This is a genomic window from Paenibacillus sp. DMB20, assembly GCF_000987955.1.
Taxonomy (GTDB): Bacteria; Bacillota; Bacilli; order Paenibacillales; family Paenibacillaceae; genus Paenibacillus_AQ.
The window spans coordinates 1-24,714 of the sequence record NZ_LAZU01000008.1; the positions used below are offsets into that span (position 1 = coordinate 1).

General features: G+C 51.1%; 20 protein-coding genes and 4 pseudogenes. 15 read left to right on the forward strand and 9 right to left on the reverse strand.

From position 1 onward, the window contains the following. The 4 genes from XI25_RS34000 to wrbA all read left to right on the forward strand — a co-directional run. On the forward strand, positions 1-183 hold a 183-nt coding region (locus XI25_RS34000; RefSeq protein ID WP_046677251.1), incomplete at its 5' end, for a hypothetical protein. 180 nt (positions 184-363) lie between these two features. Then, entirely contained in the window at positions 364-1,311 is a 948-nt protein-coding gene (locus tag XI25_RS02670) for a ring-cleaving dioxygenase (protein WP_046677252.1), read from the forward strand. 11 nt (positions 1,312-1,322) lie between these two features. Beyond that, positions 1,323-1,928, forward strand: coding sequence for a flavin reductase family protein (locus tag XI25_RS02675; RefSeq protein WP_046677253.1), 606 nt, complete (start codon positions 1,323-1,325; stop codon positions 1,926-1,928). An 86-nt stretch (positions 1,929-2,014) separates the two neighbouring features. Then, positions 2,015-2,626, forward strand: a complete 612-nt coding sequence (gene wrbA, locus XI25_RS02680) for an NAD(P)H:quinone oxidoreductase (RefSeq protein WP_082112182.1) — start codon at positions 2,015-2,017, stop codon at positions 2,624-2,626. Between the two features lie 348 nt (positions 2,627-2,974). Here the strand turns inward: wrbA and XI25_RS02685 are convergent, their stop codons facing one another. After that, on the reverse strand, positions 2,975-3,724 hold the full coding sequence (locus XI25_RS02685) for an SDR family NAD(P)-dependent oxidoreductase (protein WP_046677255.1): 750 nt from the start codon (positions 3,722-3,724) through the stop codon (positions 2,975-2,977). A gap of 141 nt (positions 3,725-3,865) precedes the next feature. On the opposite strand from XI25_RS02685, the gene XI25_RS02690 reads away from it, so the two are divergent. After that, positions 3,866-4,762 carry a LysR family transcriptional regulator gene (locus XI25_RS02690; RefSeq protein ID WP_046677256.1) on the forward strand — a complete coding sequence of 299 codons (897 nt, stop codon included), beginning with the start codon at positions 3,866-3,868 and terminating at the stop codon, positions 4,760-4,762. 118 nt (positions 4,763-4,880) lie between these two features. Here XI25_RS02690 and XI25_RS02695 read toward each other — a convergent pair. After that, positions 4,881-7,021 (reverse strand): annotated as a pseudogene (locus XI25_RS02695) (alpha-amylase family glycosyl hydrolase). A 387-nt stretch (positions 7,022-7,408) separates the two neighbouring features. Here XI25_RS02695 and XI25_RS02700 point away from each other — a divergent pair. The 3 genes and pseudogenes from XI25_RS02700 to XI25_RS02710 all read left to right on the forward strand — a co-directional run bounded on the left by XI25_RS02700 (position 7,409) and on the right by XI25_RS02710 (position 10,473). Continuing rightward, the gene (locus XI25_RS02700; RefSeq protein ID WP_046677257.1) at positions 7,409-8,563 is read left to right on the forward strand and encodes a serine hydrolase domain-containing protein; all 1,155 of its coding nucleotides are present in this window, start codon (positions 7,409-7,411) and stop codon (positions 8,561-8,563) included. Between the two features lie 350 nt (positions 8,564-8,913). Further along, positions 8,914-9,857 (forward strand): annotated as a pseudogene (locus XI25_RS02705) (ring-cleaving dioxygenase). Between the two features lies 1 nt (position 9,858). Then, entirely contained in the window at positions 9,859-10,473 is a 615-nt protein-coding gene (locus XI25_RS02710) for an alpha/beta hydrolase (protein WP_046677258.1), read from the forward strand. A 106-nt stretch (positions 10,474-10,579) separates the two neighbouring features. Here the strand turns inward: XI25_RS02710 and XI25_RS02715 are convergent. The 3 genes and pseudogenes from XI25_RS02715 to XI25_RS02725 form a co-directional block, all read right to left on the reverse strand. After that, positions 10,580-11,085: pseudogene (locus XI25_RS02715) on the reverse strand (DUF3231 family protein). Positions 11,086-11,182: 97 nt separating this feature from the next. Beyond that, positions 11,183-12,511, reverse strand: coding sequence for a DRTGG domain-containing protein (locus tag XI25_RS02720; protein ID WP_046677259.1), 1,329 nt, complete (start codon positions 12,509-12,511; stop codon positions 11,183-11,185). Between the two features lie 203 nt (positions 12,512-12,714). Further along, complete coding sequence (locus tag XI25_RS02725; RefSeq protein ID WP_046677260.1) at positions 12,715-12,894, reverse strand: hypothetical protein; 180 nt, start codon at positions 12,892-12,894, stop codon at positions 12,715-12,717. Positions 12,895-13,232: 338 nt separating this feature from the next. On the opposite strand from XI25_RS02725, the gene XI25_RS02730 reads away from it, so the two are divergent. Together XI25_RS02730 and ilvA are read left to right on the forward strand one after the other, a co-directional pair. Then, positions 13,233-14,810 carry an S-layer protein gene (locus XI25_RS02730; RefSeq protein ID WP_046677261.1) on the forward strand — a complete coding sequence of 526 codons (1,578 nt, stop codon included), beginning with the start codon at positions 13,233-13,235 and terminating at the stop codon, positions 14,808-14,810. 301 nt (positions 14,811-15,111) lie between these two features. Then, a pseudogene (gene ilvA, locus XI25_RS02735) lies at positions 15,112-16,379 on the forward strand (threonine ammonia-lyase IlvA). A gap of 175 nt (positions 16,380-16,554) precedes the next feature. On the opposite strand, the gene XI25_RS02740 reads toward ilvA, so the two are convergent. The 3 genes from XI25_RS02740 to XI25_RS02750 all read right to left on the reverse strand — a co-directional run bounded on the left by XI25_RS02740 (position 16,555) and on the right by XI25_RS02750 (position 18,613). Beyond that, on the reverse strand, positions 16,555-17,505 hold the full coding sequence (locus tag XI25_RS02740) for a hypothetical protein (protein WP_046677262.1): 951 nt from the start codon (positions 17,503-17,505) through the stop codon (positions 16,555-16,557). Positions 17,506-17,613: 108 nt separating this feature from the next. Beyond that, positions 17,614-18,276, reverse strand: a complete 663-nt coding sequence (locus XI25_RS02745) for a DUF1129 family protein (protein ID WP_046677263.1) — start codon at positions 18,274-18,276, stop codon at positions 17,614-17,616. Next, complete coding sequence (locus tag XI25_RS02750; RefSeq protein ID WP_046677264.1) at positions 18,266-18,613, reverse strand: PadR family transcriptional regulator; 348 nt, start codon at positions 18,611-18,613, stop codon at positions 18,266-18,268. The genes XI25_RS02745 and XI25_RS02750 overlap by 11 nt, the downstream gene beginning before the upstream one ends. A gap of 196 nt (positions 18,614-18,809) precedes the next feature. Between XI25_RS02750 and XI25_RS02755 the strand changes: the two genes are divergently transcribed. Continuing rightward, positions 18,810-19,100 (forward strand): hypothetical protein, encoded by a 291-nt coding sequence (locus XI25_RS02755; RefSeq protein ID WP_052759428.1) that lies wholly within the window; start codon positions 18,810-18,812, stop codon positions 19,098-19,100. 459 nt (positions 19,101-19,559) lie between these two features. Beyond that, complete coding sequence (locus tag XI25_RS02760; protein WP_046677265.1) at positions 19,560-20,387, forward strand: alpha/beta hydrolase; 828 nt, start codon at positions 19,560-19,562, stop codon at positions 20,385-20,387. A gap of 163 nt (positions 20,388-20,550) precedes the next feature. On the opposite strand, the gene XI25_RS02765 is transcribed toward XI25_RS02760, so the two are convergent. Continuing rightward, a complete protein-coding gene (locus tag XI25_RS02765; protein WP_046677266.1) occupies positions 20,551-21,084 on the reverse strand; it encodes a DoxX family protein in 534 nt (177 codons plus the stop codon). Positions 21,085-21,444: 360 nt separating this feature from the next. Between XI25_RS02765 and XI25_RS02770 the strand changes: the two genes are divergently transcribed. The 3 genes from XI25_RS02770 (at position 21,445) to XI25_RS02780 (ending at position 24,459) form a co-directional block, all read left to right on the forward strand. Continuing rightward, complete coding sequence (locus XI25_RS02770; RefSeq protein WP_046677267.1) at positions 21,445-22,098, forward strand: response regulator transcription factor; 654 nt, start codon at positions 21,445-21,447, stop codon at positions 22,096-22,098. After that, entirely contained in the window at positions 22,095-23,492 is a 1,398-nt protein-coding gene (locus XI25_RS02775) for a sensor histidine kinase (RefSeq protein WP_046677268.1), read from the forward strand. The genes XI25_RS02770 and XI25_RS02775 overlap by 4 nt, the downstream gene beginning before the upstream one ends. Positions 23,493-23,574: 82 nt before the next feature. Continuing rightward, entirely contained in the window at positions 23,575-24,459 is an 885-nt protein-coding gene (locus tag XI25_RS02780; protein WP_046677269.1) for a hypothetical protein, read from the forward strand. Positions 24,460-24,714: the final 255 nt, after the last annotated feature.

Below are 24,714 nucleotides of genomic sequence, written 5' to 3' on the forward strand. Positions count from 1 at the left end.
ATAGACGTTTTTTCTTTAGATATAACAAAGTATAAACTTCAGAGGTTTGCCATCCTTATATCGCAAGAAAAACTTCCGCTAAAAGCGGTCTGTCTTCTGAGAAAGTACGTCGATAGACGTTTTTCTTTTGGCTTCATGGTTGCCCCGGTTGCGTTGAAAGGGCTTGCTTTTGATTCTGAATGACCGGGTCTGAGGGATTGACAAATGATACAGCAATCACTAAAATCTTTAAATAAAGATATTTGAAATAAAGATATAAAATTGCGTTTCATGATTCATGGAATCGGATTAATTTTTAAGGAAATCATAGTCATGATGGTCATGATTCAATTTGCAGCAAGAGTTTGAAAGGGGAGAACCAATATGAACAAAAAGGTAACAAAGGGGATTCACCATATTACTGCTATCGTCGGAAATCCACAGGAAAACGTCGATTTTTATACAGGCGTTCTCGGTTTGAGATTAGTCAAAAAGACGGTGAACTTTGATGATCCGGGAACCTATCATTTGTATTTTGGAAATGACGGGGGTAGGCCGGGAACCATCATGACGTTTTTTCCATGGCCAGGAGCTTACAAAGGACGGATCGGAACGGGCCAAGTCGGCGTAACTACTTTCGTCGTTCCTGAGGGTGCCTTGGATTTTTGGGAAAACAGGCTCTCGGCTTTTAAGATCTCCGTCAAGAAAGAGAAGCGGTTTGGTGAAGATTACCTTCAATTCGAGGATCCTCATGGACTGCAGCTTGAAATTGTGGCGAGACAAGAAGGTCCTGAAAGCGAATGGAACTTTGATGGAATCTCGCGAAATGAGGCGGTCAAAGGATTTGGAGGCGCTGTTCTTTTATCGGGAGCTCCTCATCAAACGGCCGATTTGCTTGAACAGGTCATGGGACTTGAGAAAGTCGGGCAGGAAGGGAACTACTTACGATTTCGTGCCGTTGGCGATCTCGGCAATGTGATCGATATCCCATTGAAAGCAAGCCCCATGGGCCAGATGGGCGCAGGTACCGTTCATCACATCGCATGGCGCGCCAAAGATGTTGAAGAGCATCAAGAATGGCAAAAGCAAGTAGCGAACAGTGGTTTTCACCCGACCCAGATTCTTGATCGGCAATATTTCAATGCAATCTATTTCCGTGAACCAGGCGGCTTGCTCTTTGAAATTGCTACGGATCCTCCCGGATTTGATCGCGATGAGCCGGCTGAAACGATGGGAGAACAGCTGATGCTGCCGCCATGGCTTGAGGCAAAGCGTGAACAAATCGAAGCCGTGCTTTTACCTGTAACCGTTCGAACTCTCAATTCTAAGTAAAGGATGATTGCATGAAATCCATCGATCCGGAAATATTAAGCGAACGCGATAACTACAAGTTTTTGATTGGAAGCATCATACCAAGACCGATTGCATTTGTTACAACACTTTCCGAAGAGGGGGTCTTAAATGGAGCGCCGTTCAGCTATTTTAATATCGTAACATCCAACCCCCCGATGGTTTCTGTCTCTGTGCAGCGAATAAACGGGAGACAGAAAGATACGGCAGTCAATGCGGCTCACAAAAAGGCGTTTGTTGTTCATATAGCGGATGAGTCTTATATTAAAGCGCTGAACCAGACGGCTGTCCGTTTGCCACCCGATGAAAGCGAAGTCGAGGCTTCCGGTCTGACACCTGTCAAAAGCGAAAAAATAGACGTTCCAGGAATTAAAGAGGCAAAAATCCGAATGGAGTGCTTATTGGAAAAAACGATCCCTCTTGGAGAAAATGAAGCAAGCTGTGACTTGCTCATTGGAAGGGTTGTTCTCTATCATATTTCCGAAGAACTTTATGAAAACGGACGAATCCATGCCGATCGGTTACAACCCGTAAGTCGTCTTGCAGGAAGTTATTATGCGAAATTGGGAGAAATGTTCTCCTTAGAGCGTCCAAAGTAAAAACATAACAAACCAATCCTTGAATAATGGAGCGCAAAATGAATCTATTAAACCTATTTAAAAAAAGACAAGGGAGCGAATCAACTATGGCAAACGTGAAATTGGCAATCATTTACTACAGCTCAACCGGAACGAATTACAAAATGGCTAAATGGGCCGAGGAGGGTGCAAAGGCAGCAGGTGCCGAAGTAAAAGTGTTAAAAGTGCAGGAAACCGTTCCGGCCAGCGTCATTGAGTCAAACCCGGTATGGAAAGCACATGTGGAAGCAACAAAAGATGTCCCCGAGGTAGCATTAAGCGATCTTGAATGGGCAGATGCAATCATTTTCAGCATGCCGACTCGCTTCGGTAACCTGCCGTCTCAAATGAAGCAATTTTTGGATACGACAGGGGGACTTTGGTTCCACGGAAAACTGGCGAACAAGGTCGTTAGTGCCATGACTTCCGCCCAAAACCCGAACGGCGGCCAAGAACAAACCGTCTTAAGCTTATACACGACGATGTTCCACTGGGGTGCCATTGTTGCCGCACCTGGATATACGGATCAATCCCTATTTACGGCAGGAGGAAATCCATACGGGACAAGTGTTACGGTTGATAAGGATGGAAATATAGTAGAAGATGCCGAACAAGCCGTCAAACACCAAGCCAGACGAACGGTTACCGTAGCAGAATGGGTTAAAAAAGGAAACGAATAAGGACATTCAAAAAGAAAGCGCAGCCGCCGAGAATGATATGCTCCCCATATGGTAGACAGGTGAAATAATAAAACCTGTTACTGTAAGGGGAGCATTTTACGTATAAAAAAGAATATTCGGCAGCACAAAAATACGAGATTATCCAAGAAATGCATACGGGATCAACTAGACCATAAGAAAACGTCTATCGACGTATTTTCTCAGAAGACAGACCGCATTTAGCGGAAATATTTCTTGCGAGATTAGGATGGCAAACCTCTGTAGTTTATACCTTTCTTATCTCTTAATAAAAAGAGCGCCTATGTCTAGACGCTCTCACGGTTACATATTGCCCAGGGAAATCCCGTTTTATTTGAAAGAAGCGTAGCCTTCGTCCGCCATGACCACGCTGCCGTTGATGGCGCTGGCTTCAGGCAGGGTCAGCAGGAATACGGCGTCGGCAATCTGTTCCGGTTGGGTTAATTTGTTCCCCATGACTTTGGATTTCATCATGTCTACCATTCCGTTGTCTTTATAGCCTTGAATGATCGGGGTGTCTACGGCGCCCGGCGCGACGGCGACAACGCGGATACCGTATTCCGCAAGTTCAAGGGCAGCGGATTTGGTCATCATAATGACGGCGCCCTTCGAAGCGTGGTATGCAAATGTGCCGGGCGAAGCCAGGAATCCGAATACGGAAGCGGTATTGATGATTACACCTTTAATGCCAAGCTCGCGCATCTTCTTGCCTGCGGCAATAATGCCGTGGACCACGCCGTGTTGGTTTACGTTTATCACGTTGTGGTAATCGGCAAGATTTTGGTCCAACACCGGCGTAATTCGTCCGATCCCGGCGTTATTGAACATAATGTCGATCCGGCCGTAGGTTTCGACGGCTTTATTAACGAGTGCTTCCACGTCTTCGAATTTGGACACGTCGGTTTTTACGAAGATCGCCTCGCCGCCGGCAGCCTTGATGCGTTCCACGGTTTCGTTTCCGCCGGCTTCATTAAAATCGGCAACTACGACCTGATCGCCGTTGCTTGCGAATTTCAATGCCGTTTCTCTGCCGATCCCGCTGGCCGCGCCCGTAATGACAGCCACTCTTTTATTGGACATGATGAATTCCTCCTCAAGTTTAAGTAAGTTCTATATAATAGATGTAGGTCCCTATCTGTCTTCATGGTAGCACTCCTTTTTATTAATTAAAATTTAAATATAATTATGAATAGTTAAGCAGAACTAAATTAGGGGGCAGTCATGAACCTAGAGCAAATGGAGTATATTGTACAGGTTGCCAGAACCGGATCCCTGACAAGCGCGGCCGAGCAATCCCATGTTACGTTGTCGGCGATCAGCCAATCGATATCGTCCCTAGAAACGGAGCTCGGAATTTCCCTGTTTACCCGATCGCGCGGATCGGGAGCGGTACCGACGGCTGAAGGGCAGTTGATTATCAGCAAGGCCAGCGAAGTGCTTGTTAAAATCCAGGAGCTGCGGGAGGAGGCCCAATCCTTCAGCAACAGCCTCAGCGGACAATTGAAAATCGCGGCCATTCCCGGGCCGATGCATCTGTTGGTGGATGCCGTCGCCCGCTTTAAAAGGGAGCACCCGAAAGTCAGGATCGAGATTCATGAAAAAGGCCCGAATGAAATATTGAAGGATATTGAGCATGGCAGGCTTGACGCCGGATTAATGGTGCTGTCCGAACAGCTGATAGGCAAGCATAAAGAGCTGTCCTTCGAGCGGCTTATGGAGGGGGAAATGGTTGTCGGCGTCCATCCCGGCAGCCCGCTCGCCCTCAAAAAATCCATCACCCCGGATCAGCTGGAAGGCCAGACGTTTGCGTTGTACGACGATGAGCAGATACGGGATTATTTTACCGAATTCATAGCCGTCCACGATAACATCGACATCCTGTTCATATCCAACAATACGCAGGCGATTAACAATGCCGTCCTGGAAGGCCTTGCGGTCACGCTGGGTTTGGATTATTCGTTTCACGGGTATCGCGAACCGGAAAACATTGACATCGTGACGGTACCCGTCATGCTGCCGGGCCAAGGGCCGATCTATTACGGCTGGGTCAGCCCCAAAGGCAGGAACACCTCGCAGATTGCCAAGCGGTTCATGAATGCGTTGAAGTGCGGGAAGTGAAACAGGTGCGTCAAAAAGCATGAAGCATGAAAGAGCATGAAGCATGAAAGAGCATGAAGCATGAAAGAGCAGGCCGCATGAATCACGGACTGCTCTTTTTTACATTTTTTTCGGTTTTTTACGGCTGCCAATTCACGTTCACCGTCGCCGTGCCGGTAGCCGGGGCCGTGAAGGAATGATTGGAGCCGCCTTCCCAAACGACGGAGGTTCCGTTCTTCTTCATAAATTTAAATTCGATGGTTACACCTGCCGGAACGCTGACATCGTAATACCAGGTCGGGTATTGATATACGACCTGGTTATACATGGGACCTATTGCTTTGGCCGGTTCCCAGTTGCCCAATTCGCTTACGCTGCCGGCAAGGTACACGTTCTGGCCGAGCGTGGTCGCCGCGTTGTTTACAACGAAACGGACGCTGACCTGTTCGCCGGTCAGTACCTGAAAGTTGTCATATACGTTGCTGGCAGTTCCGGTTGAACCGGTGATTTTGACGTTGTAATTCCCCGGCGTAACGGCGGGAATTTTCACTTTGATCTGACTGTCTTCCCAGGACACGATTTCGGTGCCGGCAACGGCCGTGGTTCCGAAATATACCGTCCCTTTGGCAGACCCGAAGCCCCGGCCGTCGATCGTAATGACCGTTCCCGCTTTCGCCATCATCGGTCCGACGTGACCGATGACCGGGGTCGTTTGAGCTGCCGTATACTGCCAGACGGCTGCGGAGCCGGCGGCGAGCGTAAAGGTGTTTACGGCACCGCCGCTGCCTGCGGTGATCGGGTTGCCGTTCAGGGTGCCGCCGAGGACGTCGCTGTATGTGCCGGCCGGAAGCGAGGTGACAAGTCCCGAGATGGAAGCCGATGCGCTCAGGTTGCGGTTAATCGCAACGACGGCCACATGATTTCCGAATTTGCGCTCGTAAATAATGACGTCGTTATTGATCCAGCGTTCCTGCGTGGAGCCGTAGGCGACGGCCGGATTGGTTTTGCGGAGCGGCGCGAGTTTTTTAATGACATTGTACGCGGTTGTCGTCGTGGAGAAGGAGGGAATGCGGGCCCGGTTGTCCGGATCGTTGCCGCCGCTCATGTACTGCTCCGTTCCATAATAGATTGCCGGTACGCCGCGGGAGGTCAGCGTGAAGGCGAGCGCCTGTTCCAACTTCCGTTTATTGGCGCTGGAGGTATGGAAACGCTCCATGTCATGGTTATCGATGAAGGTCACCTGGTCGTCCACCTGAGCGTAGTCGGCGGCAGAGCCTTCAAGCATCGCCTTCAACCCGTACATATTGTCCGTGTTGTCGCGGAATACCTGGCGCGTTTTTTGCGCGAATCGGAAATCAAGCAGACTCATGCCGCTTTCGTTCGCGAACTGATGGTTTTCGGCGCTCACTTCGTTGACGCCAAGGAACCATTCGCCGAAGGTGAAGACCGGTTTATAGTTGTTGACCGTCGCCATGAAGCTTTTTTGCCAGCCGAAAGGCATATGCTTGACCGCATCCATCCGAATGCCGTCAATTCCGAGATCGAGCCACATTTTGACGGCTTCTTTCAAGTATGTATCCACCGTGCTGTTGTTGTGGTTTAAATCGGCAAGATCGTAAAGGTTTTTATAGATTCCGTTTTCCGTGGTGGAAAAATCCGTGCCGCCGTTATGATGGAAAAGGTTCTGCGTGTCATTGGTGTATCCGGCCAGCAGCGTGCCGTTATTATAGAGCTTGCCGTTCTCGGCGAAGGAAGGCTGGTCCGAGGAAGCGGGGGACGTGTGGTTCGGCGCAAAGTCGATGATCACCTTGATGTTTTTGGCATGGGCGGCGGCGATCAGGTTTTTGAAGTCGGTTATGGTGCCGTAGGCGGATTCGTCTTTTTGAAATCCCTTGCCCAGTAGCCGTGGTAAGCGGTATTGTTAACGCCCGAATAATTGATGACGCTGTAAATGTTCTCGACCGGCTGGGAGATCCAGATGGCGGTAACGCCCATGCCCGTCAGGTAACCGTCGTTGATTTTGTTGATAATCCCTTGCCAATCGCCGCCGCAATACAATCTCAGGTTGGTACAGGTGCCGTCAAATGCCGGCCCGGAAGGATTGTTGGCCGCGTTGCCGTCAGAGAAACGGTCGGTGAAAATCTGGTAAATGACGTCGGTGCTGAAATTTTGCTTATTGGATACCGAAGTATCCGGTGCCGCTTGGGCAGGCGTAAACAGGCTCATCGTAAGGGATAGGGCAAGCGTGAATGCGGCTGTCATTTTAGTCCATTTGTTCATTCGGATAGGCCTCCTTTTTCGGTTTTTGCCGATGTAAATGAAGAAATAACCGGAACACGTTCCAAACTTCGGTAAGCTTCACCTCCCCGAATATGGGGCCGCAAAAAACCCCGGCGTCTCGGAAAGAGAGTACCGGGGTTGTTCCATAACCGTAAGGCGGTTATAGAAGGCATGGCCCTTAAATTCCAAAATTTAGAGGTTACGCAAATATTGTAAATGGAAGCGGATTCAAAAGTCAACTCCCTGATAAATAAGAAATAAAGGCCGGGTTTCCATGGATGCAAGATGAAGTTTTATATGCATTGTGAAATGATGATGCCGGGGATATAATAGTGTGCGGAAAGGAAATATTTGGTCGAATTATGGAAACGCGATAAGGAGAGGGGCATGAGTTTGCAAATGGAACATGGGGCTGAGCTGTTGGGATTGGATTCCCGGGGAGTCCGGGCGGCCTGCCGGGCCGTTGACCGGGAAATTGAAGCAGGCACGATGCCGGGCGCGGTACTCGCGGTGGTGCATCGGGGCCGGGAGTGGATCTATGCGAAGGGGGATGCCGATCCGGATCCGAAACGTCCGGTTCCGGTACGAAAGGATACGCGTTTTGACAGTGCATCGCTGACCAAGGTGGTTGCCCTGCTTCCGCTTGTCCTAACGCTGATCGATGAAGGGATTCTTACGCTCAGTACGCCTGTGTCGTCCTGGCTGCCCCAATTCGGCGTGCCCGGCAAGGATGAGCTGACCGTCGGACAGCTTTTGACTCATACTTCCGGACTTCAAGCGGATATGGACCTGCATTCCCACGGATGGAGCAGGGATCAGATGTGGAATGCCGTCATGGATGCCCCGCTGCAGCGGAAGCCCGGCATGGAAGCGATATACAGCGATATCGGCTATCTTGTGCTTGGTAGGCTTGTGGAAAAAGCGCTTGGCATTCCGCTTGATGAAGCGGCACGAACGCGCGTTTTCGAACCGCTGGGGATGAAGGATGCCGTATTCTCTCCATTGCTGATCTCCAGGGAATACATAGCGGCGACGGAGTACGACTCCCTTCATGACGGTCATCTGTGCGGCGTCGTTCATGACGAGAAAGCCCGTGCCCTTGGGGGCGTGTGCGGCCATGCCGGTTTGTTTGTAACCGCCGATGATTTGATCCGATACGCCAAAATGTGGATGGCCGGCGGCATCGTTCCGGAAGATTCACCCGACGCGCTAAACGGAAAGGACCCCCGACGGGTGCTGTCCAAAGCGGCTGTGGAAGCATCCACACGGAGCCATACGGTCGGAATCCCGGGGGCATACCGAGGACTTGGGTGGGTGCTGAAGGGAGACCGGATGGACGCCTCGGGCGACTGGATGAGCGGACGCTCCTATGGGCATACCGGATTTACCGGTACAAGCCTGTGGATCGATCCGGAGCATGAAATGGCTGTTATTTTGCTGACCAACCGCGTCTATGGAGGTCGGAATACCAGCGTGTCCCAGCTTCGGATTCAAGTGCATAACGCATTGATCGCCGCAGTTTCAGGGGAACAGGCCATTTAAGGGGGTGTAAGGGTCCTTTCGGCCATATCGGGCCATATGGAAGAGTGCCTAAATGGAGGGCCGTTTTTTTGTGAAGACTTCCAAAATATAAGCTGACACGGAATGTATCCTTTGATATAATAAACATGTTACGGGGGAACACGTACGGATTTAAACAAACAATAGAGACATAAAACGAAGAAAGGCCTTCCAATTACGGAAGGCCTTTTTCCGTATTTTGCGATCACGCAGATGTTGCGTTTTTATGAAAACGTGGTAATATATAATTATTAAATATCTTAATATTAAGATAATTTATACGCCGTTATATGGTTAAGATACTATTTATGAAGATTACAGGAGGGAAATCCATGCCGAAAACTGCAGGAATACATCATATCACCTCGTTCGTTAACGATCCGCAGGCCAATGTCGACTTTTATGCCGGCGTGCTTGGGCTTCGTTTGGTCAAGAAAACGATCAATTTCGATGCGCCCGAGGTATATCACTTTTATTTCGGAAACGAGACGGGAAGTCCGGGAACGATCATGACCTTTTTCCCGCAGGAAAATGCGCGCAGGGGAAAAATCGGCGGAGGGCAAGTAGGCATCACGGTATTTGCCGTACCTGTCGGCAGCCTGGATTTTTGGAAAGAACGGCTGGGTAGATTCCATATTTCTTATGACGAATTCACCCGGTTCGGCGAGACTTATCTCCGCTTTCACGACAACTCGGGACTGCTGCTGGAGCTGACCGAACGGAAGGAGGGCGCAGCCAGTACCTGGTCCTTCGGCGGCGTGCCGGCCGATAAAACGATTAAAGCTTCGGGGGCGCCGTTTTGTTCAGCGTCCAGCCGGATCAGACATCGGCAGTGCTCGGGAATCAGCTTGGCCTGGATCGGATCGGCGAAGAAGGAGGATGGGTCCGTTACCGGGCCCAAGGCGATATCGGGCAGATCATCGATATGAACGCTCAGCCGATCGGATGGGGAGAGGGCGGTTCCGGAACGATTCATCATATTGCATGGCGGGCCAAGGACGATGAGGAACAGGAGGCGTTCCGGGCCAAGGCGGAAGAAAGCCGTCTGCTCCCGACGCCCGTGATCGACCGCCAGTATTTTAACGCGGTGTATTTCCGTGAACCCGGCGGTATGCTGTTCGAGATTGCCACGGATCCTCCGGGTTTTGCCAATGATGAGCCTGTGGAGCATCTGGGTGAGAAAATCATGCTTCCGGCATGGTTCGAGCCGCATCGCGAGTCCATTGAGAAGAACCTGACACCCGTGGAAGTCCGCGTACTGAAAGGAGATGTTTGATATGGAACACCGCCATATTTTCCGGCAAGGCACGTCCGCCGATGCGCCGACGCTGCTCATGCTGCACGGTACAGGCGGGGACGAGCATGATCTTGTCCCGTTGGCCGACATTATTTCTTCTTCCTCGAATGTGCTGGGAGTGAGGGGGAACGTGTTGGAAAACGGCATGCCCCGATTTTTCCGAAGACTTGCCGAAGGGGTATTTGACGAAGAGGATCTGATTCGGCGTACCAAAGACCTGAAGGCTTTCATCGATGAGGCAGCCGAACAATACGGCTTCGATCGCAGCCGCGTCGTGGCCGTGGGTTATTCCAATGGCGCGAATATCGCGGCAAGCCTTCTTTTTCATTACGCGAATGCGCTGCAGGGGGCCGTGCTGCACCACCCGATGGTGCCGCTGAGAGGCTTGGAGCTGCCGAACCTGTCCGGCATTCCGGTCTTTATCGCAGCCGGAAAGCGGGATACGATGTGTCCGCCGCAGGAAACGGAGGAACTGAACGGGCTTCTGGCCGGAGCAGGCGCGGATGTGCATCTGCATTGGGAATACGGCGGCCACCAGTTGACCCGGGGGGAAGTGGAGGCCGCGGCGTCATGGTTTAAAGGAAAGTTTGCGTAACCTTGGTTTGGTATGTCGCTCGGGGTGAAGAAAATCGCAATCGCAGCCCCGCAAGCGGCTTTCACAATATAATTAAGCCCCCGCTCTTTGAGCGGGGGCTTTTTGCCTATTCAGGTCGTTTGATCTGCAGCGGGGGAGGGATAAGCCAGCCCTTGTCTTTATTCATTTGCAGAATTCTTACGCCGAGCGCCGTTTTGGAAAGATGATATTTCGCAAACAAAGCGCCGATGTCTTCGCGAATGGACATTCCCATCACGGCGCTGCAGCCAACGAGCCTGCGGCGTTGTCCATCGCGATTTTGGCGGCGATCTCCAGATCGGTGAATCGCGCTCCCATCGGGATATCCTCCAGCTTGACTTCAGGCCGTTCAGGCAGCGTGGGAGCGGCGGCAATCCCGTTCTCCGCCAGCAATTCATCAAGCTCCTTGATCTCCAGCTTGGCTTGGTCGATCAGGTCCCTCAGCATTTTTTTGAGATCCTTGTCGCCGGCATGGTTCAAATAGGCTTGATAGCAGGAAACGGCGCCTTTGGCAGCCATCGAAACTTCCCACACATTAAAAATTTCACCGTAGTGCATCGGCTCGTTTTTCGGATTTCCGTCCAGAATACCCATGGTATAATACTCCTTTATTTTTTGATACTTACGGAAGTATTATGACCTTTGTTCCGGAATTCATGTAATCAACGTAAATCCAGGAGGGGGACGCAATTTATGCCTCAAACAGCCTTGCCGTGACGATGGCTTGCGCAATTCGTTTGGCGCCTTCGTACACATCCACGCTTACCTTGCAAAAGCGGCGGCTGGATTCGATGACCGCAGGGATCAAAGAGATAACGGATTCAATCTCCACGGGCAGGAAATAATGGACCGCCGTACTGTCGATGTGGAGGTTTCCTTTCCTTAATCCGGTGATCGTACGGGCAGTTGCCTGATTGATGAGGCAGGACAATATCCCGTCCGACAGATTGCCGACCGGATTGATCATGGAGGCCGAAATGACGCCTTGATACGAAAGCCGTCCTTCCCCGTCACGGATTTCCTTGAAAGAGGACCAGATTTGTTCCTCCAGCGTTTCGCCGTAATGCGGCTGAAGTTGGGTATTCTGCAGGGACCGCAAAACATCCTTACGGCTGATCACGCCCGTAAGCCGTCCCGAAGCGTCGACGATCGGCAGCAGCTCAAGCGACTCCCGAACCATGATATGCCCGGCGGTCGCCACGGCCGTCTGAGCCGTTACGGTAAGCGGATTGCGGGACATATATTGATGGATCGGGTCGCTGCCGTTCGCTCCGATGATATCTTTGGCCGTGATGATGCCGATCGGCTTATGATTGCCGTCAACGACGGGAAAACGGTTGTGATTGGTTTCGGAAATGCGCAGTAGCATGTCATTGACCTGATCGTTTTCGCGGAGATAGGCGATCTCGGCATCCGGATGGACCGCATCCTGGACATGCACGATTTTCTTTTTGATCAGCTTGTCGGAAATGACGCGGTTAATCATGGTGGCAACGGTAAAGGTGTCGTAATGCGTGCTGATGACGGGAAGCTTCAACTCGTCGGCCAGTGCCTTTACGGAATCGGCGGTATCAAAGCCGCCCGTTACGAGAATCCCGGCACCCAGAGTCAAAGCGCTGTAATGAGCTTTTTCCCGGTTTCCTACAATCAGCAGATTGCCCGGCTCGATGTAACGGATCATATCTTCCAGCTGCATGGCGCCGATGACGAATTTTTTTAAGGTTTTATGCAGCCCTTCTTCGCCGCCGAGCACGTTGCCGTCCACAATGTTGGCGATCTCGGAAAACGTCAGCCTGTCGATCTCGACGGGCTGTTTTTTTTCGATCCTTACGGTTCCGGCCCGTTCCTTCGTGCTTACGATCCCCCGGTTCTCGGCGTCTTTCATCGCCCGGTATGCCGTCCCCTCGCTGACATCCAGTTCCTGGGCGACCTTGCGCACGGAAATGCGCGTACCGATCTCAAGGTTTTCTATATATTGAATGATCTGTTCGTGCTTTGTGGAGAATTCGGTGGATGTCATTCCATCATTCCTTTATTCTCTGGATTTTGGTTAGGTTAGGGCTATTATATAACACCTCATTCGTGTTTAAAACATGACCTTAAGGAGGGGATGGAAGAAAGAAAAGCCCCCGGTCAGGAATTTCATAAGAAATTTCCTTGATGGAGGCTTTTTGGATGCGCTGGATTCATGTTTGGAAACGTGGTTGCATTCTAACGGACAAGTCAGTCGGCATACCGGAAATAGTACTGCTGCATGTAATAGTGCGACAAGCCATGGTCCGTAGTGGTTTCGCAGCCGCTGCAAAGCAGGTGATCCCCCGTCCGTTCGGATTCACCGGATGGCAGGCTTTCCCCGCATGAAAAGCAAACCTCGGTCTTGCTCTGTTCTTCAACGTTGTTCATGTTTAAAACCTCCCGTATGGTGTGTGATGCAACCTGAAATTGAAAGTTGGGCAGCTATTTTTGCATGTCCAGGTTCTGATGAAACATCATCGTAACTTCAGATTAACGCCAACTGTTATATAACACATTAATGATTTGTTGTTTATTATATATCGAAATAAAATGTGTTGCAATACTGTTTAAGAATTTATTTTATTGTTATACAACAATGGGCGAAGCATGACGCGGGTTGGTGATCCTCCTATCTTTACAAAAACAACACATTCCTATGACACTGCCCGAATATTGGATGATTAAACTATGTTAATGTTTTGAAATGAAAACGGAGGTGCCGTATAGTGCAGCTTAAGAAGAAAACGATCATGGCGTTGGCGCTCGGTTTGACCCTTATGTCCCAGGGCGCGGTTGTTCAGGCGAAAGATGGCGGGGGCCCATTAAAGCCGGAAACGAACGGTAAATGGCTGGCCGGAGAGTATCACGCCCATACCTATCAATCCGACGATGCCCAGCAATCTCTCCAAAAAGTGTTGGACAACGCGTTTGAAAAATACGGTATGGATTGGATCGCCGTCTCGGACCATTTAAGAACGGCTGCCCGGGACGATGAAGGGAATAAGATTCCGGAAGGTCCGATCCCGCTGTATCAAGGATTGGCCCAGTACCAGCTTCCCAAGATAGAGCAGCTTAAAAAAGCCGGGAAGTACAAGGACAAAATCATTTTTGCCGGATTTGAATGGGATATGCCGACCTATGAGCATGTCGGCGTCGGAATCGTGGGGGACAAGCCGGGCTCGGAGGAGAGCGTGAACGCCGTCAACCAGTTCGAATATTTGTTTACCAACCGGGATGAGAAAATGTTTGTTCCGGCAGACGTGGCCCAGTGGAAAGAACAAGGCGGCAGAGCTTACTCGACACCTGAGGATGCCCGGAAGGCACTGGCCTGGCTGGAGAAGAATTATTCGGAAACCAGCTACGCCCTATTGAACCATCCTTCAAGAAAACAAGTCTATACCATCGCCGATATTCGCGATTTCAACAACATAGCACCGAACGTAGTATTCGGCATGGAAGGCATGCCGGGAAACCAAATGGAGCCGGATCGGGGCGGACTGAACCTTGAAACGCCAGAGAACCGGACCCACGGCGGGGCCGACTACATGGTTGCCAAGGTAGGCGGAGCGTGGGATGCGCTGCTGGGGGAAGGACGCCGCTTCTGGAACTTTGCCAACTCCGACTCCCATTTTGAGATCAGCGAAGACCGGAAATATTCCAGCGGTTATTTGCCGGGACAATATGCGAAGAACTACACCTGGGTGGAAGGCAATGACATGCAAGCGGTGCTGGACGGCATGCGTTCAGGCAAATCGTTCTCCGTGCACGGCGATCTGATCAACGAGCTTGACTTCAAGATCGGTCACGGTCAGCGGAAGGAGGAGATGGGCGGCGACCTTCGCCTTAAAAAGGGCCAGCCGATCGAGATAACGATTCGGTTCAAAAGCCCGAAGAAAAACCATAACGGCGATCCTGTAAAAGTGGACCATATTGACCTGATCGCAGGGGACGTGACGGGGAAGGCGAAGCCGGGAACGGCAGCTTACAGCAAAAACACCAATGATTCCACCAAAGTGCTTAAGCGGTTTACAAGCAAGGATTGGAAGTCCGACAAGGATGGCTATAACGTCATCACCTATAGAACAAAAGCCGCAAAGGATCAATACTTCCGCTTGAGAGGCACCAATCTGGGCGTGAACGTCGAGGGTGAAACGAAGAACGGGGAGCCGCTTGTCGATCCCAAGACGGACATCGAGGACAACGAAACGCGCTTTGCGGAGATTAACGAACGGAATTATAAGGATCTGTGGTTCTATTCCAATCCCATCTTCATCAACGTGAATGCCGAGAAGAACGGCAAATGATAGTACCGCTATCATTCAATGATGCGTAATATAGGCCGGATGGTTTATGCAAAAGGCGATTTTCCCGTTTAAATTTGAACGGAAAATCGCTTTTTCGCGTTGTTTATCGGTTTGCCGATGCCTTAATCAGGGAAAACAGATGCGGGCCGCCCATCGTTATGACTTAAAAGCGTCGCTCCTAAGCACAAATCACCCGGGAAATTTTCATGAAAAGTGTTACAATAGGATCATCAAAAAACAAACAAGTTCAAGGGTAGACGGAAGGTGGTCCGCCACCCGGGCGGTGAAGTGGAGTGAGATTATGAAAGAGACGCAAACAGAGACAAAAACGGTCGGCATGGAAGACATCGTCCGTGCCCATCATGTGCTGCGCGAGGTGATCGTACGGACGCCGCTGCAGCGGGACGCGGTGCTGTCCGCCAAGTACGGCTGCAACGTTTATTTGAAACGCGAGGATCTGCAGGTGGTCCGGTCCTTTAAGATCCGTGGGGCCTATAATATGATTCGCAGTCTAACCGATGCGGAGCGCTCCGCGGGCATTGTGTGCGCAAGCGCCGGCAACCATGCGCAGGGCGTGGCCTTCTCCTGCAACGCGCTGAACATCCGCGGCAAAATCTACATGCCGAGCACGACGCCGAAACAAAAGGTGAAGCAGGTAAAACGCTTCGGCGGAAGCAGCGTCGAGGTGATCCTTACCGGGGATACGTTTGACGATGCTTACGACGAAGCCATCAAAGCCTGCAAGGAACAGGGCATGACGTTTATCCATCCCTTCGACGAGCCTCGCATCGTCGCGGGCAACGGCACGATCGGGATGGAGATCATGGAAGAGATCGACGCCCCGGCAGACGTTGTGTTTGTCACGATCGGCGGCGGCGGGCTTGCGGCAGGCGTGGCGACTTACGTGAAAACCGTCAGTCCGGCGACCCGCGTGATCGGCGTGGAGCCGCTGGGCGCGCTTCGATGAGCGAAGCGAAGGAGCGGGGAGAGGTCGTGACGCTGGAGGAGATCGACAAATTCGTCGATGGCGCCGCCGTAAAGAGAGTCGGCCAGCTTCCCTACGAGATTTGCGATCATTATCTGGACGACATCGTCATGGTGCCTGAAGGGAAAGCCTGCACGACGATCTTGGAGCTGTACAACGAAAACGCGATCGTGGCCGAGCCCGCCGGGGCGCTGTCGGTGGCGGCGCTTGACCTGTACGGGGACAAGATCCGCGGCAAAAATGTCGTCTGCATCATCAGCGGCGGCAACAACGATATCGACCGCATGCAGGAGATCAAGGAACGCTCCCTGATCTATGAAGGCTTGAAGCACTATTTCATGATCAATTTTCCGCAGCGGGCGGGTGCATTGCGAGAGTTCCTCGAAGACGTGCTGGGACCGGATGACGACATCGCGCGGTTCGAATACACGAAAAAGCACAACAAGGAAGACGGTCCGGCCCTCGTCGGCATCGAGCTGCTGCATCCGGAGGATTACGGTCCGCTAATCGAGCGGATGAACCGCAAGGGACTTGATTATACCGAGCTGAACAAGAACATGAATCTTTTTAATCTGTTGATTTAATTCTTAGCTTTGGGTGTTCGCCCGACTTAACATGAAAGAGCCTGCCGTCCGATAAGGGATGGCAGGCTCTTATAAGTTCTGGTCAATATCAAGCCGGTGAACGCGAAAGTTCCCGGCTAAATCCGGTTGTTTCCATCCTGGAAGCCGGGGAGGCGGGTCGATTAAACCGGAAGATTTATCCTTGCGAGCTTTTTCCGGGCGCCGAACTCTCGCGGCGTTTTTCGACCTGTTTCGTCAGTTTGTCGTCGTTCACCCTGAGGATATCGGACCAGGACTCCAGCTTTTGCAAAAATTCGCTCTTGCCCACGTCATGTTTGGCCAGGGCATCGTCGTAAGCCTTGCGGGCAGCGGGGTCGAGCGCCTGGGTATCATGGTCGAACAATGGCGTATTCGGCATGCCGTAATAGAGATACGTCAAGCTGCCGTTATACATCATTTTGACGAGCTGGGCCCGGTTGGATTTGGGATGCGCCTTGATAAAGGCTTCCTGCGCCAGGCCGCGGTCAATGACCTCGGACCAGGAAATGAGCAGGGCTGCGTCACCGACCGACGGCTTGGCCGATTCTTCGGCCATCAGATTAATATAAGCCTTGATATCGGGATTCACATACGGTTGATAGACTTTAAACGCGTCATAATCGATGATCGGATAGATCATGCCTTCGATCGCATGCAGCTTGTAACCGCTGTCCCGCAGATCGGTCAGCAGCTTCCGAAGCTGTACGTCCTTGGTCTCCCCAAGGACTTTGCTAATCGAGTCGCCTTGCTCGTAGATTCCGTTCAGGATGGTTTGGTTGCGGTCTGCGAGCAGCTTGTCGGTTGCGGATACGAGAGAGGCGTTTACGGCATTTTCAAGTTTGAGCACAAGCAGCGTGGCCTGGTATTTGGTTACGCTTTTAATATGCTTGGTCATGTAGGACTTGGCATAAGCCAGTCCGTCTTTCTTTTTCAAAAGAGCAGTCGCTTTATTGTATACGGTTTTGGCGTATGCGGCCGATTTCGACGATGCGGATACGGCGGCTTTATCGGTCGTTCCGGCGGCGTGAACTGCGGCGGTTCCGGTTTCAAGGGAAACGGCAAGGGCCAGCAGCGCGGCGAGAGCGGACAGTTTGCGTGAAACCTTCATCGGATATTCCTCCTTGTTCGCATAATCACCCTCCCATCTTACCATGAAGGCAACGAAAAGGCAGTGACAACTCGACAAAAAAATGTAAAAATCCTGTAAATTTTCATGTTACCTTCTGGAGAAAAACACCTTCGTCCCGACCAGACCGATGATAAAAATAACCAGGCTGCCCCAAGGAGGAACGACAAGCACGGGAAGAGCGCGGCCGAGCCAGACTCCACCGACGAGAATCGCGACAACGACGAGTACATAGATGCCGAGTCCGCGGAGGCTTATTTTACGTTTGGCATCCTCAGGCTGGAACGATTCCAGTTTCATCAGGCCCATGATCGCCCGGATCAAAACATAGGATCCTGCGGCAATAAGCAGCAGGGTTGAAATGCGGACCTGTGACATTTTTTCGACCGAGCCCCCCGTCCACAAGGCGACAAAACCGACAATGGCTTGCGCGAAAAAGAACCAGGTCAGCGCCACCCAAGGGATCATCAGGTTGAACTGAAGCCGGCTGAGTCCCTTCAGCTTAGGCAGTTCGTCAACAAGCTCCGCGCAATATGCGATCGGGTCGCTGCCGAACACTTCCTCCGCCGTCTTGCCTGTTCGCTGGGCTTCCAACAGATGCTGGGCCATTTCCAGAAGGAGCTCTTCGCCTTTGGCTTCATTCACGGAGCTTGTGCGGATATAAATCACCATGTCCTCGTAATACTTTAAATTGGCGGGAGTCATCTGCTCTTGAAGCCGGTTGTTTTCCCGGATCATTTGTTTAATCGTCATGTCTTTTCCCTCCATCGGTTAAAATACGGTCCACGCTCTGCTTGAGCGTTCCCCAATGACGTTTAAAAAGGACGAGCGCATCCTTTCCCTTGTCCGTCAAATGGTAATATTTGCGCGGCGGTCCGCTTGAGCCGGCATCCGGCCGCATCGTTCCTTCGATTAACTGTTCCTTCTGCATGCGGAGAAGGAGGGGATATATGCTGCCCTCGCTGACAAACGTCAAGCCGCTTTCCTCCAGCAGCGTACCGAGCTCGTAACCGTATATTTCCCGGTCTTCCATCAGCGACAGAATGCATCCTTCCAGAATTCCTTTGAGCATCTGACTTTGCGCTGTCATCACGGATCGGCTCCTTTTCCGGGAATTGAGTTGCATTACAATATAGTGTATCGGAAGCTATATTGCAATGCAAGTTAACAGGTCGGAACCGTGAATCTTTTGGCATTAACGAATAATTCCGGCCGGGCTTTTCAACAATAATAAGCAATTCTGAATCCGAGGTTCAGAGTCAATAAGGAAAGGGTGAACATTCGTTATGACACATAAAAACAACGCACGCGGCTTTGCCGCCGAGGGACGGGCATCCGAAGGAGCCAGAATGGACGGAGTCGATACGGATCCAGGGCGGATTACCCCGGATGATTCCCCCTTTGCGTCAGGCGGAAGGACGAGCGAGCGTCCGGACGAGCTGTCCGATGCCGTGACGGATGAAGATACCGCAGCGGCGGCGAGCCTTTGGATCGATGAAGAAAACAGCGAGGAATGGATGAATAATTGGAGCGGACGGGTGGAAACCCATTCGATGTTCCGACGCAGTTATGAATAAAACCTCCTTGGCATAACCAGCCGTTATAAACGGCAGTCGGAGTTTTTCCGGGAAATCCGTTTCCCGTTAAAGGCCTATGATCCCGCAGCCGCGACCGTTTTAACTGCGTTTTGACCTTTTCGTGGGGCTATCCCAACAGTAGATTTTTTCTACTTGGGGCACGTCCCCTTTTTTATTTTTGAATTCATGCTTCCAACAGGCCGTAAACCGGGGTCTGGGGCCGATAGCGGAACCAGTGTCATCATTGGGCGTTTTATGCCCACATGCCACTCTCTCTAGACAAAAAGGAGAGCGTCCCGGTCGCCAACTTTTAAATGCAATAGTAAGATTTTACGACGACCCAGCCGTTTGAACATGCGGCGTTGACAACTATTATAGGGAATGCTAAGATAATTTTACTTAATCCTTATTAAACTTATCGGAATTATAGATAAAAAGGTCATTCGGGGAGGAATGCACATGGAGCGGCAGATTATTATTCGTCACGATCAGCAAGAACTGACGGCAAGCATCCATTATCCGTCAAGGGACGAAGGACAGGAGGGGCGGTGCAGCCGCGTGCCTCTGGCCGTGATTTGCCACGGTTTTGTCGGCAGCCGGATCGGGGTGGATCGTCTTTTCGTTAAGACCGCGAGGGAATTGGCAGAGGACGGGTACATGGTTATCCGCTTCGATTATATCGGTTGCGGGGAGAGTACCGGCAGTTATGGAGCCGAAGGGCTCAACTCGATGATTGCCCAGACCCGTTCCGTACTGGATTACGGACTCGGCTGCCCCGATGTCGATCATGCCCGCGTGACCCTGATCGGCCACAGTCTTGGCGGCGCCGTAGCGCTTCAGACGGCTGTCCGGGACCGGCGGGTGAAAAATCTCGTGTTATGGTCCGCGGTCGGTTACCCGTTCAATGACATTGTGAAAATTACGGGCCGCGACGTATACGATAGATCCGTGCAGTCGGGTTCTGCCGATTATCTCGGATATGATTTTACCCCTGCTTTTTTTGAATCGTTGGCTGCCGGACAGCCGTTCCAGGAGGCAATCAAGTTTGGCGGCGATGTTCTGGTCATCCACGGCACCTCCGATGAGATCATTCCCGTAGACTATGCCTTCCTGTATCAAAAAGTATTCTGGATGCGTGCCGAAGGCCGCTGCGACAAGGAAATCATCTTCCAAGGGGACCATACGTACTCCGCCGGCCCGCAGCGGGCGCAGCTGCTTCAGCGGACCCGGGAATGGCTGAACGGCCTGGAGACGGTGCAGCGGGATTGGCAGCATTGGATGATATAAGAGGTCCCGACCTGCCCCAGCCATAGAGGCCTTCACCAGTATGACGGCCTCTTGTCTCGCAAAAACGCCATCGATCCTTGATAAGGACGATGGCGTTTCTGTTTTCTACACAGTATGGTTTCTGTTTATTTTACGTTACGGTATGGTTCTCTACATTTTTTATTTAAGCGGTGCGTTTATTAAAGGTTGGTGCACTGCCGCCGTGGGTCGTTTTATGACCGCCTTTGCGGAACAAGCCCCGAAGGTAAGGAAGAAGGTAACGGTCGAGACCGATTTTGCCGGCGTTGGCCGCAGCGACGATGATCAATACTTCAAGCAGAAGCATTTGGGCGTTGGTGCTTACGGTACCCGAGAAGAGGAACGCGGCGTTCATGACCAGCCCCATCAGTGCGGCGAAAGTGGTGAACGTACCGAGAATGAGTCCGACGCCGACCAGGAATTCGCCAAGCGGTACAAGGATGTTGAAGATATTCACGCCCGGCAGAGCTACGTTTTCGAGGAACGCTGCCCACCAGCCTTGAACGGCGGGATGATCGCCGGTTGCCTTCCCGATGGCCCCTTGCAGGAAGCCCGCGGCGTCAAAGCCGCCCGTCAGCTTGCCCCATCCTGCCACCATCCATTCGTATCCGATATAAACCCGGAGGAAGGTCAGGAGCCACATTGCAAATTTGTTCTCTCTCAGCCATTGGTTAAACATATAAACCACTCCTTAATTGAGGTAAGATTACTCGATTAGTTTGTTTCGGTTTGTTGATTTTCGATTGCTTTAAGGTTGAAAACTCCTTGCTGAATTTCTTCTTGCTGTTATGGAAGATGATCATCTCTTTCATGTCTTTATTATAAGTGAAAAAAATCACATATATTGTGATTAAAATCACAATTTTAAATAAAATTTTAAATTAATTTTGGGGTACCATGGCTGCTATGCAGGTGCTCGAACTGTATTTGCTTAGCGGGAGCGATTCCGTATGACGGCACAGCGTGCGGTATGTCAATCGTCAAACGTATGTTATCTTATTATTGGAAGTTGAGCTTTTAATATTGGAGATGATTGAGCATGGCCGCCATTTTAATTGTCGAGGATGAAATATCAATCAATGAGTTGGTCAAAAGGAATTTGCAGCTTGTAGGGCACCGGTGCACTTCCGCTTTCGATGGAAATGCCGCCATTTCCGAACTGCAGCGTCATTCATACGATCTGATCATTTTAGATATCATGCTGCCCGAATCCGACGGCTTTGAAGTGTTTAAACAGGCCCGCGAAACCCCCACGATATTCTTGACGGCACGCGGCAGCTTATCGGACCGCATAAAGGGTCTTTCCATGGGGGCTGACGATTATTTGACTAAGCCCTTTGAAATGCTGGAGCTGCTGGCTCGCGTGGAAGCCGTTTTGCGGCGCACCCAGAAGAATAAAAACGGTTTTGAAGCCGGAGACGTAAGGATTGATTTTGACAGTCGTCAGGTGTTTTATAAGGGACAGCTTGTGGAATGTACGCCGAAAGAATACGAATTGTTGGAAGTGCTGGTCAACAACCGCAATATTGCCTTATCGAGGGAGAGGCTTCTCGAACTGGTATGGGGTTATGATTTTGCAGGGGATACGAGAACCATCGATGTTCATATTCAGAAGCTGCGCAAAAAATTGGGCTGGGAAAACGTAATAAAAACGGTTTACAAGTTGGGTTACCGTCTGGAGGTAAAAGAGTGAAGTACCGGACCTTTTTAACCACGCTAGTACTTTTTCTGCTCTCCTTCAATATCGGCATTTTGACCATTTCGATCATCACCTTCAACGACACGATGAAAGGCGCGGAGGAAAGAAGCCTGGACGAGCATTATTTTATAGCGTCGGCTCTCGCGAAAGATTTCGACGCTCTGAACAGCAGGGGGATCGATATCGAGGACTCCTTGGGCTCCCTGCTGCAGCCATACGGCTACATGTCCTCGGGCAAGAAGGTCAGACTGGCGTTATACAAGGGCCGGGAACTGGTCTTTTCTCATCGCCAGGAAACGGCGCTGCCGAAAGACGTTCTGGAACCGCCGAAGGACGGAGACCGTCTGGTCTCCACGCAAAAAGCGAACGGTCATACCTATGTCATCGTTTCGGGAAAGCTTCCGGCACCTTATAATTCCTATACCATGGTCTATCTGTACGATACGACGGATGCCGTTTCGGCATGGAAGCATACGAAAAACATGATGTTCGCCGCGGGATTTATTCTATCCCTTCTGTTTGCGGCCGGGCTGTTGTGGCTGCTTAATCGCATCTTCAAGCCCCTGTCGCAGATTTCCCATACCTCAAGGAATATCGCTTCCGGCGCTTATGAAACAAGGCTTCCGGTATCCGGGCAAGACGAGCTCTCCGAAATGGCGCAAAACTTCAACCATATGGCGGAGGAAATCCAGCGCCAGATGGCTGAGCTTACCGCCGCGGCCGAGAAGAAACAGCAGTTTATCGATAATTTCGCCCACGAGCTGCGAACTCCGTTGACCGCCATCTACGGATATGCGGAATATATGCAAAAGGCTGTCCTGTCGGAGGATGAACGGCTGTCCGCGATTGACTATATTATGGCCGAAAGCCGGCGTTTGCAGGCCATGTCCGCCCAATTGCTCGAGTTGGCCAATCTCAAAAACGATCAGATTGCCTGGGAAGCGCAAAACGTATCGCAGCTTTTTAGGCTGGCTGAGCAGACCCTGCAGCAGAAGATCAAAGAGAAAGGGATACAGATCGAATTTCTGTGCGACATCGATACGGTTCGGGGAGACGCGTATTTGCTGGAAAGCCTGCTTGTCAATCTGATCGACAATGCCATCAAGGCTTGTGACGCGGGGGGACATATCCGCGCGAGCGCGTTCACGGAAAACGGCAAAAAAACGATTTCCATCCGGGACGACGGAAAAGGCATGCCGCCGGAAATACTCCGGCATATTACGGAGCCTTTTTACCGCGCGGAAAAATCCAGAAACCGCAAAGACGGCGGCGCCGGATTGGGCCTTGCCATCTGCCGGGAGATTGCGGCGCGCCACGGCGCGGAGCTGAAATTCGAAAGCGCTCCAGGCGAAGGAACGTTGGCCAAGGTCATTTTTACAACTTCATAATAACTTGATAATGGTTCTATAAACGGGCTGTTTTATTCTGCTTACTGTGATCACAAACCTAACGAATGAAGGAGAGGTTCGGATGAAGGAAAGAAAAGCAGACAAAAAAAGCTTTGTAAAAACCATGTTGGCGGCGTCGGCAGTGATCGGGACAAGCACATTGCTGTTCCAAGGGGCCATCCAGGCAGCAACGGAGGGAACCATCCCGAAAACAAACATCGTTGCGACAAAATATGACCCATCCGCATCGGAGCGGGCCCCGTCGGCCCAAAACAGCTTGCCAAGCGGTTACAAAAAAGCGAATTATACGATCAGAACGATAAATCTTGAATATTACCGAAATCAAGCGCCTACGAGCAAAGATATGAGCAGGGAAGAGGCGGCGGAAATCGGAGCGCAGGCCCTCTGGAAGATATTTAACCTGAACCTGCAGGGGCAGGTTATCGAAATGGGCTACCAACAAGCCACCGAGAACCTTCCGCGTTCAAGCTGGTATGCTGACGTGGTGGTCAACGGCAAGCGCAGTTACAGTTTTACGGTGGACTCCGTAACGGGTGAATTATTTAATATTGGCCACGAGCGAACGCTGAATAAGAAAGTCTCGGTAGCCTTTGATAAGGCCCTTGACAAAAATCCGCAGGAATACGAGGCGCTGGCCAAAAAACTGGCGGAGAAACATAACGTGGTGCAGGGTAAAATCAAATCCGCGGAATATAACGGCCAAGGCTACAGCAACAATGATCCGACCATTTCGTTGGATGTAACGGGCGAAAAGGGCGATAAAGCCTTAATGACTTTCTCCCGTCACGATAAGGCGCTGCTCGGCATCGTTTATCATCCGGAATATAAATACGTATTGGAAAGCAACGAAATATTCCTTAAAGAGTTGCAGGATAATGAAAAGGCGGAAACGTCCGAAAAAGCGAATGCTTCCGCGAACCCCGACCTGACGTTGAAAGCGAAGTAACGAATTAACTCCCGACGACAAATTATTTTTCTGTTCAAGCCGTCTACGCGACGGCTTTTTTTTCTACGTCTGCCCAATTAACAAACAAACACGGTTTTCAAGACGATTCAAATATGGGATAGGATCTAGGCGAAAGCGAAGGCGGTTTGTGTCTTCGAGAATTCGGGATTCCCATCGGACCGTGTCTAACCTTTTACAAAGAGACTTCAAAAAGGAAACCCCAGATATCACCCTCCTAACAGACATCACCTATTT

What these genes read in the sequence shown, in the direction of transcription:
- XI25_RS02755 (WP_052759428.1), top strand. Translation starts at nt 18,810, where the DNA reads ATGACACATAAAAACAACGCACGCGGCTTTGCCGCCGAGGGACGGGCA.
- XI25_RS02760 (WP_046677265.1), top strand. Translation starts at nt 19,560, where the DNA reads ATGGAGCGGCAGATTATTATTCGTCACGATCAGCAAGAACTGACGGCA.
- XI25_RS02690 (WP_046677256.1), top strand. Translation starts at nt 3,866, where the DNA reads ATGAACCTAGAGCAAATGGAGTATATTGTACAGGTTGCCAGAACCGGA.
- wrbA (WP_082112182.1), top strand. Translation starts at nt 2,015, where the DNA reads ATGGCAAACGTGAAATTGGCAATCATTTACTACAGCTCAACCGGAACG.
- XI25_RS02720 (WP_046677259.1), bottom strand. Translation starts at nt 12,511, where the DNA reads ATGACATCCACCGAATTCTCCACAAAGCACGAACAGATCATTCAATAT.
- XI25_RS02725 (WP_046677260.1), bottom strand. Translation starts at nt 12,894, where the DNA reads ATGAACAACGTTGAAGAACAGAGCAAGACCGAGGTTTGCTTTTCATGC.
- XI25_RS02750 (WP_046677264.1), bottom strand. Translation starts at nt 18,613, where the DNA reads ATGACAGCGCAAAGTCAGATGCTCAAAGGAATTCTGGAAGGATGCATT.
- XI25_RS02685 (WP_046677255.1), bottom strand. Translation starts at nt 3,724, where the DNA reads ATGTCCAATAAAAGAGTGGCTGTCATTACGGGCGCGGCCAGCGGGATC.
- XI25_RS02700 (WP_046677257.1), top strand. Translation starts at nt 7,409, where the DNA reads ATGAGTTTGCAAATGGAACATGGGGCTGAGCTGTTGGGATTGGATTCC.
- XI25_RS02740 (WP_046677262.1), bottom strand. Translation starts at nt 17,505, where the DNA reads ATGAAGGTTTCACGCAAACTGTCCGCTCTCGCCGCGCTGCTGGCCCTT.
- XI25_RS02780 (WP_046677269.1), top strand. Translation starts at nt 23,575, where the DNA reads ATGAAGGAAAGAAAAGCAGACAAAAAAAGCTTTGTAAAAACCATGTTG.
- XI25_RS02710 (WP_046677258.1), top strand. Translation starts at nt 9,859, where the DNA reads ATGGAACACCGCCATATTTTCCGGCAAGGCACGTCCGCCGATGCGCCG.
- XI25_RS02670 (WP_046677252.1), top strand. Translation starts at nt 364, where the DNA reads ATGAACAAAAAGGTAACAAAGGGGATTCACCATATTACTGCTATCGTC.
- XI25_RS02675 (WP_046677253.1), top strand. Translation starts at nt 1,323, where the DNA reads ATGAAATCCATCGATCCGGAAATATTAAGCGAACGCGATAACTACAAG.
- XI25_RS02765 (WP_046677266.1), bottom strand. Translation starts at nt 21,084, where the DNA reads ATGTTTAACCAATGGCTGAGAGAGAACAAATTTGCAATGTGGCTCCTG.
- XI25_RS02770 (WP_046677267.1), top strand. Translation starts at nt 21,445, where the DNA reads ATGGCCGCCATTTTAATTGTCGAGGATGAAATATCAATCAATGAGTTG.
- XI25_RS02745 (WP_046677263.1), bottom strand. Translation starts at nt 18,276, where the DNA reads ATGACGATTAAACAAATGATCCGGGAAAACAACCGGCTTCAAGAGCAG.